The organism is Galbibacter sp. PAP.153 (genome assembly GCF_037029175.1).
Classification (GTDB): Bacteria; Bacteroidota; Bacteroidia; order Flavobacteriales; family Flavobacteriaceae; genus Galbibacter; species Galbibacter pacificus.
The window spans coordinates 93977-106585 of the sequence record NZ_JAZEUN010000012.1; the positions used below are offsets into that span (position 1 = coordinate 93977).

The 12609-nt window shown below is 39.1% G+C and carries 13 protein-coding genes and 1 riboswitch; of the genes, 4 read left to right on the forward strand and 9 right to left on the reverse strand.

All coding sequences use genetic code 11. The annotated features are described in order from the left end of the window. Positions 1-59: 59 nt before the first annotated feature. Positions 60-1070, reverse strand: a complete 1011-nt coding sequence (locus tag UXI14_RS09475) for a DUF3810 domain-containing protein (RefSeq protein ID WP_335965941.1) — start codon at positions 1068-1070, stop codon at positions 60-62. A gap of 183 nt (positions 1071-1253) precedes the next feature. On the opposite strand from UXI14_RS09475, the gene UXI14_RS09480 reads away from it, so the two are divergent. Next, positions 1254-2717, forward strand: coding sequence for an aminoacyl-histidine dipeptidase (locus tag UXI14_RS09480; protein ID WP_335965942.1), 1464 nt, complete (start codon positions 1254-1256; stop codon positions 2715-2717). Between the two features lie 499 nt (positions 2718-3216). Here the strand turns inward: UXI14_RS09480 and UXI14_RS09485 are convergent, their stop codons facing one another. From UXI14_RS09485 to UXI14_RS09495, 3 genes are read right to left on the reverse strand one after another with little or no spacing between them, the layout of a single operon-like run. Further along, on the reverse strand, positions 3217-4332 hold the full coding sequence (locus tag UXI14_RS09485; protein ID WP_277898568.1) for a peptidylprolyl isomerase: 1116 nt from the start codon (positions 4330-4332) through the stop codon (positions 3217-3219). A gap of 11 nt (positions 4333-4343) precedes the next feature. Next, positions 4344-4910 (reverse strand): gliding motility-associated peptidyl-prolyl isomerase GldI, encoded by a 567-nt coding sequence (gene gldI / locus UXI14_RS09490; protein WP_335965943.1) that lies wholly within the window; start codon positions 4908-4910, stop codon positions 4344-4346. Then, positions 4907-5920: a bifunctional oligoribonuclease/PAP phosphatase NrnA gene (locus UXI14_RS09495; protein WP_335965944.1), complete on the reverse strand. Its 1014-nt coding sequence runs from the start codon at positions 5918-5920 to the stop codon at positions 4907-4909. Before UXI14_RS09495 ends, gldI begins: the two co-directional genes overlap by 4 nt. A gap of 74 nt (positions 5921-5994) precedes the next feature. Between UXI14_RS09495 and UXI14_RS09500 the strand changes: the two genes are divergently transcribed. Further along, positions 5995-7023: an alkaline phosphatase D family protein gene (locus tag UXI14_RS09500; RefSeq protein ID WP_277898571.1), complete on the forward strand. Its 1029-nt coding sequence runs from the start codon at positions 5995-5997 to the stop codon at positions 7021-7023. Between the two features lie 211 nt (positions 7024-7234). Then, a complete protein-coding gene (locus UXI14_RS09505) occupies positions 7235-7654 on the forward strand; it encodes a nucleoside-diphosphate kinase (protein ID WP_277898572.1) in 420 nt (139 codons plus the stop codon). A gap of 245 nt (positions 7655-7899) precedes the next feature. On the opposite strand, the gene UXI14_RS09510 is transcribed toward UXI14_RS09505, so the two are convergent. From UXI14_RS09510 to UXI14_RS09530, 5 genes are all read right to left on the reverse strand, one after another. Further along, the gene (locus UXI14_RS09510) at positions 7900-8196 is read right to left on the reverse strand and encodes a DUF721 domain-containing protein (protein WP_277898573.1); all 297 of its coding nucleotides are present in this window, start codon (positions 8194-8196) and stop codon (positions 7900-7902) included. 27 nt (positions 8197-8223) lie between these two features. Further along, on the reverse strand, positions 8224-8658 hold the full coding sequence (locus tag UXI14_RS09515) for a hypothetical protein (protein WP_277898574.1): 435 nt from the start codon (positions 8656-8658) through the stop codon (positions 8224-8226). Between the two features lie 144 nt (positions 8659-8802). Next, entirely contained in the window at positions 8803-9147 is a 345-nt protein-coding gene (locus UXI14_RS09520) for a hypothetical protein (protein ID WP_335965946.1), read from the reverse strand. Further along, complete coding sequence (locus UXI14_RS09525; protein WP_335965947.1) at positions 9144-10448, reverse strand: voltage-gated chloride channel family protein; 1305 nt, start codon at positions 10446-10448, stop codon at positions 9144-9146. The genes UXI14_RS09520 and UXI14_RS09525 overlap by 4 nt, the downstream gene beginning before the upstream one ends. Positions 10449-10487: 39 nt before the next feature. After that, positions 10488-10551: riboswitch (Fluoride riboswitch) on the reverse strand. A gap of 51 nt (positions 10552-10602) precedes the next feature. After that, entirely contained in the window at positions 10603-11682 is a 1080-nt protein-coding gene (locus UXI14_RS09530) for a DNA replication/repair protein RecF (RefSeq protein WP_277898577.1), read from the reverse strand. A gap of 130 nt (positions 11683-11812) precedes the next feature. On the opposite strand from UXI14_RS09530, the gene UXI14_RS09535 reads away from it, so the two are divergent. After that, positions 11813-12577, forward strand: a complete 765-nt coding sequence (locus tag UXI14_RS09535) for a tetratricopeptide repeat protein (RefSeq protein ID WP_335965948.1) — start codon at positions 11813-11815, stop codon at positions 12575-12577. Positions 12578-12609: the final 32 nt, after the last annotated feature.

Consider the following 12609-nt stretch of genomic DNA (forward strand, 5'->3'; position numbering starts at 1 on the left):
AATTAGTGGTAAGTAAATTTAAAATTTTTTAGATGAAAACGGTTATTTTACGAGTGTATCTATAAATTTTTGTCTTTATAATAATTTACAAGCAGTGCTACTACATAACTGTAACTTTTTAGCCCTTCTTTTTGATTATTTGCTTTTAGGAAAGAGTTGAACGTATTTTTAAAAACAGGCTCGGCCTTGGTTTTATGACGACGCCAAAAATTGGCGACTTCTATGTAATTTTTAATGATACCTGGATGGATTTTACCGTTGAATTCTTCAAATTTTTTAATGTCCCGCCTTTTTACTTCACCTAAACAATAGCGCAGTACATAAATATAACCCGAATATTGAAAATAAAGGTCGTTGTTTGAAGTAGCCGCCAAAAAAGCGATAAAATTGGCCTCGTTTTCCGCCGAATACCCAATTTGGTGTGCTTCTTCGTGGCAGCTGACGGTAGGGTACTTAAAATCAAGTTGTAGGCCATTTACCTGTGCCTCGTTGGTAAAAGGGTTTAAGTAACCGCTGTACCCCATATAGGTCAGGGCCGTGCTGTATAACGAAGTTTTAATGCTTTTGGGATGGTATTGAAAATCCGGGATTTTTTTTACCAGGTTTTGATAACCGTTTATGGACATGCCATAAATCTCTTTTTTCGAATATGGAATTTTAACAATAATGGTGTCCGAATCAACCAGTTTGCTATGTATGGAGTTGCTTTTGGCAACTAATTTTTCGGTAAAAGCATAGAGTTCCTCAGAAGTATATTCATTGTCTATTTTTAGTTTTTTATGGATGGGCAAGCGGTAATAATTAAAGCCCCAAAATACATGAAAGACAAAGTACGCAAACGAAACCACAAGCATGACTTCCCTGAGAAAATAGCGGGTACTGTTAAAAAACATCTTTCCCTTTAAAATTAAAAACCTAATTATCAATACGGCTAAAATGGTATACAAAATGTCGCCCACCGAAAAAGGGACCCAGCCAAAGACGTAGCGAAAGCCTTTGGATATTATTGGATATACCAAAGTACTGTAGTATTCTTCAATAAACCAAGGATATCCCGCCAACCATTTCACGAAGATGATTTGAGGAACAATGGATAAAGCTAAAATGGTTTTAACCCGATCGGACATAAAGTCAAAAATAGAAATAAGTTGCAGTTTATTAAAACAGTTAACAAACAAATAAGAGAACTTCTTTTTTATAAAGGCACAGGGCTGTTAAAAATCCCTATTTTTGTAAAAAACAAGTATACATTAATGAATTCAGAAATAAGAGAACTACAACCCGAAGAAGTTTGGAATAAGTTTACCGACCTAAATGCGGTACCAAGACCATCTAAAAAAGAAGAACAGGTAATAGCCTTTATGCTCGATTTTGGAAAACAGCTTGATTTGGAAACTTTTAAGGATGAAGTAGGGAATGTAATTATAAAAAAGCCGGCAAGCCCCGGCATGGAAAACCGGAAAACGGTGGTACTGCAATCGCATTTGGATATGGTACACCAAAAAAACAACGATACTGTTTTTGATTTTAGTAGCCAGGGAATAGAAATGTTTGTAGAAGATGGCTGGGTAAAGGCAAAAGGAACAACTTTAGGGGCCGATAACGGTTTGGGCGTAGCGGCCATAATGGCCATTTTGGAGAGCAAAACAATAGCGCATCCTGCCATCGAGGCGCTTTTTACCATTGATGAAGAAACCGGGATGACAGGTGCCCAAGGCCTTAAGGAAGGGCTGCTTGCCGGCGATATACTTTTAAATCTGGATACCGAGGAAGACGACGAAATAGATATAGGCTGCGCCGGGGGCATTGATATTACCGCTTCCAGAAAATATGAAGAAGAAACAACCCCGGAAGATGTTACGGCCTATAAAATAGCTGTAAAAGGCCTGCAAGGCGGGCATAGCGGAATGGATATCCACCGTGGGTTTGGGAATGCAAATAAAATAATGAACCGGTTGTTGTTTGACGGGTTTGAAAATTTTGGACTCAGGATTGCCAAGATCGACGGGGGCGGACTTAGAAATGCCATCCCGAGGGAAAGTGAAGCCATTGTAGTTGTGGACAGGATCCATCATGATGCCTTTGCCTTGGAGTTTAACCAATTGGCCACTTCAATAAAAAAAGAGTACAAAACCATGGAACCCTCCTTGTTTATTTCTGCCGAAGCTACCGACACCCCCGATAAGGTAATGAATATTGGCGTTCAGGAAGGCATTACAAAGGCACTGTATGCAGCACATAATGGTGTGTATGTTATGAGTCCCGATATGGAAAATCTGGTACAAACCTCCAATAACATTGCACGTGTTAAAATAGGCGAAGGGAAAATTAAGGTGCTTTGCTTAACAAGGTCTTCGGTAGAAACCTCCAAAATAGACATGGCAAACTCGTTAAGGGCCACTTTCGAGCTGTGTGGTTGCGAGGTAAAGTATAGCGGGGAATATCCGGGATGGAAACCCAACGTAAACAGCCCCATACTAAAGGTGCTTAATGAAAAATACCGAGAACTCTTTAAAGAAGCCCCGGAAGTGGTTGCCTGCCACGCCGGATTGGAATGCGGTATATTGGGGCAAAATTACCCCGAAATGGACATGATTAGTTTTGGGCCAACCATAAAAGGAGCACATTCCCCCGATGAAAGGGCCCATATTGCCTCGGTAGAAAAATTCTGGAAATTCTTAAAAGAGATACTAAAGGAAATTCCCGTAAAGGATTAAAAATGGAGCATAAATAACTGCATGTGTAGCGAAAATGATTATTGGCTATTTAGTCAGGGGCAGCGCTTGTGTTATTTTCTCTAACGTGTAGAAACCTTAAACCCACAAGTTCCTTGATAGCTTGATTGATGAATTCTGCTTTGTTTAGGCGATCATTTTCAATTAAAAAAAATGTCTTTTTTTGAGAAAAATAGCAGCTCTTAAGAAATTAATATAAGATTCTAATGTGTTACTTTCATTAAAAGAATCTTTTTCAAGAGCTTTCTTTTTGTTAACATAATTCTGAATTGCAACTTCCCGTACATCAGGTACTGTTATGGCCGATGTTCCTTCATTGATTAGGTGGCAACATTTAATGAAAAGGACTAAAAAATCTCTTGGACCCCCAACCGATACGGCGACCAACCTGTCTGGAGATATAAAAAACCCGCCAGATGGATTTTGCCATCGGGCGGGGGTGTGTATAAGTTCTTCGGGTTTTCTATACAGGAGTTCTTTTCTATTCTTGAATGCCCGTCATTTCCAGATCGAAAACCAAATCTGTTTTTGGTGGAATGGGCCCGTAACCAGAATCGCCATAGGCTAGGTAAGAAGGGATAAACAAGCGTAGTTTATCTCCTACTTTCATCATCATGATGCCTTCTTTAAAGCCCGGGATCAAGGTAGCGTCGGGGCTTATTACCATTGGTGCGGGTTTGTACAGGCCCCTGTCCAGTTTGCCAGGGTTTACATTGCCGAATTTTTCTGCAATGTCAAGTATACTGGTATCAAAAACATTTCCATTTTCAAAATACCCAGCATAATCAATCAATGCTGTTTGCCCTACTTTTGGTTTTTCGCCGGTACCTTCTTTTATATAGATGTAATGCAGTCCGGATTCGCTGCTTTGGGCTTCTTCTTTCTGGGCTTCAAACTCGCTGGCTATTTCTTTTTTGGCATCTTCAATAGCTTTTTGTCTTTCGGCTTCTTCGGCAAAATAGTCTTCAAATACTTTTGAGGCGTCAAAACTTTTGGCTTCTTTTCCAACCCGGACTATTTGTACATGGTTGACTTTAACGGTGTCTATGGGCCTGTCTTTATTGGCCGGGTCTTGCGAGGTTTCTACATTGGCAATACTGTCTATAACTCCCAGTCCCGCTACAACTTCACCAAAAATAGAGTATTTCCCGTCTAGAAAAGGGGTTGCCTTGTGTGTAATAAAAAACTGGCTCCCATTGGTATCGGGGCCTGCATTGGCCATGGAAACCATTCCTTTTTTGTCGTGTTTTAGGCTGTCAACAATTTCGTTTTTAAATTTATAGCCAGGATTCCCGCTTCCAGTGCCAGTTGGGTCGCCCGTTTGTATCATAAAATCCTTGATTACGCGGTGAAAGGTTACCCCATCGTAATACAATTTGCCTTTAAGCGTATCGCTCACATAGGTATTGGTCCCTTCGGCAAGGCTTACAAAATTGGCTACGGTTATTGGGGTTTGATTATAAAAAAGTTTTACAATCATATCTCCTTTGGTGGTTTGGATATCTGCATACAAACCATCTCCCAGATCGGAGTATTTAGAGCTTGAACAAGAGGTAAGCACAATGGCCAAAATGAAAATAAAACTTAATTTTTTCATTGAATTTATATTTAATTATTTGTTTTTATACTGTCTGATGCTTTTTCGATAATATCGATAAGCGTAATGGTACTTTTTATAGGTTGATTGGTGCCTATCCGCTGGTCATCGCCATGATATCCGTATGCTAGTGACGAAGGGAACAAAAAAGTAGCCTTTTCGCCTTCTTTAAGCAGCTTTACGGCGGTGCGCAGCCCCGGAAAATAGTCTTCCTTGTCGACCTTAAAATGTACTTCCCCGATTTCTTCACTTGAATATATGGTTTCTTCGGAGAGCGACCTAATATCGTAATTAATTTTTACTAGGTCTCCTTCTTTTGGAACATAATTTTGCGTACCGTCCCTAATGTCAAAATAATACCAGTACCCATTGGAAGATGCGTGGTATTGGTGCAGGCTGTCTTTGGCAATAATACTGTCTATACGTTTTTCTTCGTAATCCAGCAGGTTTTTGTTCCTTTCAATAGAGGTCCGCATAAAAGAGCCCGTTTTGGCGCTCACGGGCCGCCGGGCCTCAGGCTGTTTGCAGGCCACCAGCATTAATAGCGGGGCAAATATAATTAAGCAGGTTTTTGTCATTGTAGTTCTTCTTTATATGCTTTCAGGGTTTTTTCGAAAAATGCGGTAGTTTCTTCTAAAGACATTTCGCTCCTTCCCCCGGCGGCATTTATATGGCCTCCGCCATTAAAGTGTTTTCTGGCAAATTCGTTCACGGAGAAATCGCCTTTGGAGCGTAACGATATCTTTATAATGTTCTCTTGGGCGCTTTCAATAAATATAGCTGCAAATTTTATTCCCTTTAAGGAAAGGCCATAGTTTACAAAGCCTTCGGTATCGCCTTTTTTATAGTTGAACTGTTGCAGTTCTTCTTTAGAAAGGGTTATGTAAACGGTATGGTACTGCGGCAGCTCTACCAAATTTTTAAGTGCACAGCCCAATAAATGAAGCTTGTCCAGTGAATTTGTGTCAAAAATATCGTTGTGGATCAGGGCATTTTTGGCGCCATAATCAATTAAATTGGCAATAATGCGGTGCGTGGCACTGGTTGTGGACGGAAACCGGAAAGAACCGGTGTCTGTCATAATGCCGGTATAAAGGCAGGTGGCTATTTCGGCAGTTATTTTATGGGCCTCTCCCAGAAAGTCGATAAAATTATATACCATTTCGCAGGTGCTGCTCATGGACGTGTCAGAATAGGTATACTTTGCATAATCATCGGGCGCCTGGTGATGGTCTATCATAACGTAATCTCCCGTAAAGGCCTTTAAGCCGTTGGCAACTTCATCGATCCTGCTCAACGAATTAAAATCCAAGGTAAATATCAGTTCGGCTTCTTTTATCTTCTTGCAGGCAATATCGTTTTGGACATCGTACTTGATAACGACCTCCTCGCCGGGCATCCATTTTAAAAAATCGGGATAATCATTGGGGGAAATTATACTAATATCGTGTTTATTTTGTTTTAAGTAATGGTACACCCCTAAACTGGATCCAATGGCATCGCCATCTGGGTTTTTGTGAGGGATAACAACTATCTTTTTTGGTGAGGATAGTACCTTTTTTAGTTCTTTTATCTTACTTTTTTCCATTGTGGGCTAATATACAATTTAATAATAGAAAACTTGAAAAAGGAATAGTACATTTGTAAGTATAAACTATATCTATGCGTGTAATACTCTGTGTTTTTGGGGCAGCTTTGCTTTGCTTCGGGTGCAAATCGGTAAAAAATAGTACCTATGCGCTTTCCGAGGGCAATTTCGTTATCGCCTTTGGTTCCTGCAACAAGCAGGGCGAACAAAATTTATTGTGGGACGATGTGCTTGCAAACAAACCGGCCGTATGGATTTGGGGTGGCGATAATATATATTCTGATACCGATAACGTGCGCGAAATGCGCAAAGATTATGAAGAACAGCGTTACCAAGACGGCTATAAGGAAATAAAGAAGCACATGGACATAATTGGTACTTGGGACGATCATGATTATGGCGTAAACGATGGCGGTGCCGACTGGAAGATGAAGAAAGAGGCACAGGAGCTTTTTTTAAATTTTATGGATGTGCCAAAACACGACCCGAGAAGGAGCCAAGAAGGGGTATACAATGCCAAAACATACCATACCACAGCGGGCGATGTAAAGGTAATTGTGCTGGATACACGCTATTTTAGGAGCCCGCTTACCAAAAACCTGGGCGATGACGGTAAGCGCTTTATGCCAAACCCAAAGGGCGTGGGAACCATACTTGGGGAAAAGCAATGGGCCTGGTTGGCCAACGAGCTAAATGGCTCCACGGCAACTTTTAATATTATTGTAAGCAGTATTCAGGTGCTGTCCAATAAACACGGCTTTGAAACATGGGGCAATTTCCCGGGCGAAGTTGAAAAATTGTTTACATTGATAAAATCCAGTGGCGCCCAAAGGGTTATCATGCTTTCTGGAGATCGCCATATTTCTGAATTTTCTCAAATTAACATTAGCGATTTAAGTTACCCGTTAATAGACTTTACTTCCAGTGGGCTTACACATACCTATGAAGCCTATTCGGGAGAAGAAAACCCATATAGGGTAGGAGAAGTGGTAATTCAAAAGAGCTTTGGCCTGTTAAAACTCAATATGAAAAACCACAGGGTAACCATGGAAATGATAGGAAACGGAAACCGGGTTTTAAACGAATTGGAGCAGGGGTATTGATGCCTGTTTTATGCAATGACCTTAATTCGGTAGCCCTCCCTTTGATTAAAAGTCTTTATTTTTTTCCATCAGAAAGTAAAAATAAATATAAAACCCTTACTTTTGCCGCAAATTTAAAAAACCCATAAAGGGATGTTTGGCATAAATAATAGCGCCAAACAAATACAAATTAGGATGCAGCCCAGTGTGGCTTGCAAAATTTTATTGAAAAATGGCAACAAACAGAACATTTACAATGATTAAGCCTGATGCCGTAGAAAACGGACATATAGGGGCTATTCTTGAAAAAATAACTGCAGCAGGGTTTAAAATCGTTGCAATGAAATACACGCAGTTAAGCAAGCGTGATGCAGAAGCGTTTTATGCAATCCACAAAGAGCGCCCGTTTTTTGGGGAATTGGTTGAATTTATGACCCGCGGCCCCATTGTGGCGGCTATTCTTGAAAAAGACAATGCAGTAGAAGATTTTAGAACGCTTATCGGGGCTACCAACCCAGATGAAGCTGCCGAGGGTACCATTCGTAAATTATACGCGGCCTCCATTGGTGAAAATGCCGTTCACGGCTCCGATAGCGATGAAAATGCAGCTATTGAAGGCGCTTTCCATTTTTCGGGAAGGGAAGTTTTTTAAGCAAGAAAAAAATAGTGAAACTCCATTGCTGTAAAGTGATGGAGTTTTTTTATGGTTAGCACAGTAGTATTCAATAAAAACGTATCTCCTTACAGTTCAATTAACCATTAACAAATAACTGGTCCCTTATCCCTGGTCACTGTTATTCAAGGTTTCAGGTTTTTGTTTCAAAGTTGCAAAGGTTCAAAAGTTTAAATTCTTCAACGATCGTTAAACTAGTCCCTAGTACCTAATTAATACAACAATCACCTTAAAACAATACTTTTGACCACCTCTTTGCCCAGCTCCTCATTGAGCATTGTTACAATTTTTTCTTTCCCGTAGCTCAGTTCTTGCCGCAATACGGCCGAAGACAAAGACACATAAAGCACATTGCGCTTTAGCACTACTTGCGTTGTGTAATTGTTAACGCCGTTGCCCATAAGTTTTTGCCATGCATTTTTTACATCGACTTTATCCATGCCTTTATCCAACTTGTTTTCCTGAACAAATTCTTTTAAAGCTTCGTTAAGCGATATGTATTCGTTGCGTCTTTTGGACATTTTATATAAGTTAAATGAGCTAATGTTTTAATGCTCCGCGGAGCCCTTTTTTAATGAGAATTTTTCAAAGCGTTTGTAAAAATAGGTTTTGTCCTGGTCGTTACTAACGGCAAAAATATCTTTGGTTAATTTAACAAGTTGTTCTTTTCTATACCCCTCTTCATTATTATAGACCATAAAAAATTGCCCGTCTTCTTTTTTTATACTGAAGCTTTCATATTCGTTCATGGAAATAAAAGTGCCGTCCAATCGTGGCATTACTTTTTCACGGGTCCCGGTCGAATCGTTTTTTACCTGAATAAAATCGATAACCGTATTTACCTTATATCCTTTGCTTTCCCCGGAAGGGAAGGTAACCTTCTCGATTTCCCAATAGCCGTTTAACTGGCTAAGGTTTTCAATTTTTTGTTGGGAACAGCCCAAAAGTAAAAAGCTTAACCCGATAACTATTTTTAATTTCAATACAAATGTTTTTGTGCCAATTACAAAGTTAGGTAAAAGTTTAGCGCATACTGTTTAAAAACCCTGCAATTTTATATGGAAGAATCTTAAAATATAACTTTAGAATTCATTATAATGATGTGAGGGTATTCCGATGAATTCATTTTATGGGTGAACTAGGATTTCATTTTTTACGATAATTACATTGGTTTTTAGGAGCAATGCTTTTTCTTGTTCCAAAAAAGCGCTTATTTTCTTTTCATTATCTGTAATTTCTATTAAATGTGGATGATTATAATGACGGGTTTCTCCAATGCCCCAATTGATTTTTTCCTTATTGAAATACCCTTTACCGATGTTGATGTTTAAAACCTGGTACAGGTCAAGAGCTTTGGCCCGCTTTATCAGTTCTGTAGAAAAATCAGGGGCATATATTTTTTTCCAAAAAGAACGGTCTTTTATTTTCTGGCCATATTCGAAATAAATTCTAATGGTAATTATGTTGTTCATTTTTTATTTCTTTTATTTTTAATTTCAGACAAATGCAAGCCTTTTTCCCTAATGAATGAGGTGTGTTTAGGGCTTCCTATTATTTGTGAAGAATATACCCCTGAGTGACCTGAAAATAGATAGGCTGTACTGCAGGCCAAGGCAATAAATACTCCAGATTCTACGCCAAATAATTCAATGCCCATTACGGTACATGCAATAGGAGTATTGGTGGCTCCAGCAAAAACAGCCACAAAGCCCATTCCGGCTAATAAGCCCATTGGTAGCGGGATAAACCATATCAAAACATTCCCTAAAGCCGCCCCAATATAAAAAAGGGGTGTTACTTCTCCTCCTTTAAAACCGGCTCCTAAAGTAAAAGATGTGAATAATAGCTTTAACAAAAAGTCATAAGAATTAAGCTTGATATTAAAAGAATCCACAATGGTCGGTATTCCAAGCCCGATATATTTTGTAGTCCCCATTGCATAAATAGCTATTGCTAAAATAACACCCCCAATAGCAGGGCGCAGTGGAGGATATGAAATAAATTTTTTAAATAGGCTGTTCCAAAAATGTGTGGATTTAGAAAATAGCATCGCTACCAAACCAAATAAAATACCTGCCAATAAAGCCCATAATACGTTTTCAGGGTTTATTTCTGCAACTGTTTTAATATGGTAATGTGTATGTCCAACATTCCAGATCCTGCAAAAGTAATCGGCAAATACCGCTGCCATAAAACTTGGTATAATGGCATCAAGCCTTATTCTGCCCAGAACAAGCACTTCCAGAGCAAAAATACCGCCGGCGAGCGGTGTTCCAAAAACCGAAGCAAAACCTGCGCTAATCCCAGCAATTAATACAATTCTCCTGTCTCTTTTGGAGAGTTTAAAGATTTTTGTAAATCTATCTGCAACTGCACCTCCAATTTGTACAGCCGTACCTTCCCGGCCCGCAGAACCCCCAAACAAATGCGTAACAACAGTGCCAAATAAAACAAGCGGTGCCATTCTAAACGGAATGATTTTTTTAGGTGAATGAAATTCTTCCAACAATAAATTATTTCCTTTTACGACACTGTTTCCATAAAGATGGTAAGATAGCCCAATAATCAAACCGCCAACAGGAAGAAGACCGATAATCCATATATGTGATTCTCTCCATCCGGTTGCCCAGTTTAAACTGATAAGAAAAAATGCAGAAATACTTCCGGCTACAATTCCCAGCAATAAACATATTACAATCCATTTTAATAAATAAATCAAGGAAGGGATTTGCTCAAAAGAGCTCAAGAAATTTTTAATTTTGAGAATGTTCATATGGCGTTTTTATATACAATTCTACTTTGGCATAAGCCATTTAAAGTAGAAGCCATCAGCTTTTATAAAGCGGTTCAAGGCAGGCCTCATTGCCACATGAAGCTGCAAATTTACATTAAAAAATAAATTAACTGTATAGGTTGAAGATAAATTTTTACAAACCAATCATTTTGTACGATTGGTGTGTTTGCTTGACCACATTTTCGGTACGCTCGTAATGCGTATCGCTTATAAATATTTGACCAAATTCGTCCTGGTCTACCAGTTCAATAATCTGGCTAACGCGGTTTTCGTCCAACTTGTCAAAAATATCGTCCAATAAGAGTATGGGGGTATGTCCGGCCTGTGCTTTTATAAAATCGAACTGTGCCAGTTTTAGTGCAATTAAAAAGGATTTTTGCTGTCCTTGGCTACCAAATTTTTTTATGGGAAAACCTTCAATTTCAAAATTAAGGTCGTCTTTGTGCGTGCCTACCGAAGTATATTGCAAGGCTTTGTCCTTGTTGAGGTTTTCAAGAAAAAGGTCGGCAAGCGGTTGTTCGTGCAGCTGACTTTGGTACGAGAGGTCAATTTGTTCCTGTCCCCCTGAAATGGCCGTGTACCGCTCTTTAAAAATCGGGATAAAAACCTCTAAAAAGGCCTTCCGTTCCCGGTATATCTTGCTTCCGTATTCGTTAAGCTGTTGGTTGTATACCGCTAAAGTGTCTGTATTAAAAGTATTGTTGAGCGCAAAATATTTTAAAAGGGAATTTCTTTGCGCCAGTACTTTGTTGTAGTTAATAAGGTTTTGTAGGTATGGCCTGTTGCTTTGGGAGATAACGCTGTCTATAAATTTTCTTCTGGTTTCGCTTCCTTCAACAATAAGGTCCCTGTCGGCTGGAGATATAATCACCAATGGTATAAAGCCAATATGGTCAGATAATTTATCATACACTTTACCGTTGCGTTTTATGGTCTTTTTTTGCCCCTTTTTTAAGCTGCAAATAATGTTCTCTTCCTTTTCTCCCCTTAGAAAACCACCATCTACTACAAAAAACGACTCTCCATGCCTTATATTTTGTGAGGCAATAGGGTTAAAATAGCTTTTCCCAAAAGAAAGCAGGTAAATAGCGTCCAGTGCATTTGTCTTGCCAATACCGTTTTGACCTACAAAACAATTGATTTTGGCATCAAACTCGAAACGCTGTGAAGTAAAATTCTTAAAATTAATAACCGATAATTTTTGCAACTGCATTATGGACCTTCTGCTTTTATTAAGATTTTAGTACCTTGTAAGAAGTTGCAAATTATTGAAAATAATCAAATAAATTCCCTTTCCTATTTGAATAAAAATTTTATTTTTGCGAGGCTTAAAAAAATGAGATATGGCAACATATAAGAAAAGAGGTTATAAAAAACCAACCGGTAAGGAGGAAACTTCAGCTCACGACGAGCATAGCACGACCGAAGAGGTTTTTAGTACTTTAGACCAAAGTGCTAGTAAGACAGAAGAATGGGTAGCTAGAAACCAAAAAGTAATTCTTGGCGCCATAGGTGTAATTGCTTTGGTGGTTTTGGGGTTCTTGGCATATCAGCAATTTGTAATGAGGCCAAAAGAGGCAGAAGCTTCCAACGAAATGTTTTTCGCCCAACAATATTTTGACGAGGCCGTGAACAGTACGGCCAAAGATTCTTTGTACGGGCTTGCCCTAAACGGTGCAGAAGGAAAATATGGCTTACTGGACATTATTGATAATTACAGTGGTACAAAAGCCGCTAATTTAGCACATTACAGTGCCGGAATGGCATATTTGAATACCGGAAAATATGATGAAGCCATAAAATATCTTCAAGACTTTGACTCAGATGACCCTATTTTAGGGGCCCTTGCCAAAGGTGGGATAGGTGATGCTTTTGTTCAATTGGGTCAGGAAAGCGATGCGCTTGAGTATTACGAAAAGGCCATTGCACATTCTGATAATGCCTTTACCACCCCCAAATTTTTATTCAAATCCGGTGTAATGGCAATGCAAGAAGGCAATAAAGATAAAGCCTTGAAAAATTTCAACAGGATTAAAGATGAATATCCAGATTCTGAAGAAGGAAGAACCATTGATATCTATATTGGTAAGGCCGAAACTGCCAAATAAATAATCGATTGTTATTTCTTTTGTCCTTTATC

What these genes read in the sequence shown, in the direction of transcription:
- UXI14_RS09480 (WP_335965942.1), top strand. Translation starts at nt 1,254, where the DNA reads ATGAATTCAGAAATAAGAGAACTACAACCCGAAGAAGTTTGGAATAAG.
- UXI14_RS09485 (WP_277898568.1), bottom strand. Translation starts at nt 4,332, where the DNA reads ATGAAAAAATTAAGTTTTATTTTCATTTTGGCCATTGTGCTTACCTCT.
- gldI (WP_335965943.1), bottom strand. Translation starts at nt 4,910, where the DNA reads ATGACAAAAACCTGCTTAATTATATTTGCCCCGCTATTAATGCTGGTG.
- UXI14_RS09495 (WP_335965944.1), bottom strand. Translation starts at nt 5,920, where the DNA reads ATGGAAAAAAGTAAGATAAAAGAACTAAAAAAGGTACTATCCTCACCA.
- UXI14_RS09500 (WP_277898571.1), top strand. Translation starts at nt 5,995, where the DNA reads ATGCGTGTAATACTCTGTGTTTTTGGGGCAGCTTTGCTTTGCTTCGGG.
- UXI14_RS09505 (WP_277898572.1), top strand. Translation starts at nt 7,235, where the DNA reads ATGGCAACAAACAGAACATTTACAATGATTAAGCCTGATGCCGTAGAA.
- UXI14_RS09510 (WP_277898573.1), bottom strand. Translation starts at nt 8,196, where the DNA reads ATGTCCAAAAGACGCAACGAATACATATCGCTTAACGAAGCTTTAAAA.
- UXI14_RS09520 (WP_335965946.1), bottom strand. Translation starts at nt 9,147, where the DNA reads ATGAACAACATAATTACCATTAGAATTTATTTCGAATATGGCCAGAAA.
- UXI14_RS09525 (WP_335965947.1), bottom strand. Translation starts at nt 10,448, where the DNA reads ATGAACATTCTCAAAATTAAAAATTTCTTGAGCTCTTTTGAGCAAATC.
- UXI14_RS09530 (WP_277898577.1), bottom strand. Translation starts at nt 11,682, where the DNA reads ATGCAGTTGCAAAAATTATCGGTTATTAATTTTAAGAATTTTACTTCA.
- UXI14_RS09535 (WP_335965948.1), top strand. Translation starts at nt 11,813, where the DNA reads ATGGCAACATATAAGAAAAGAGGTTATAAAAAACCAACCGGTAAGGAG.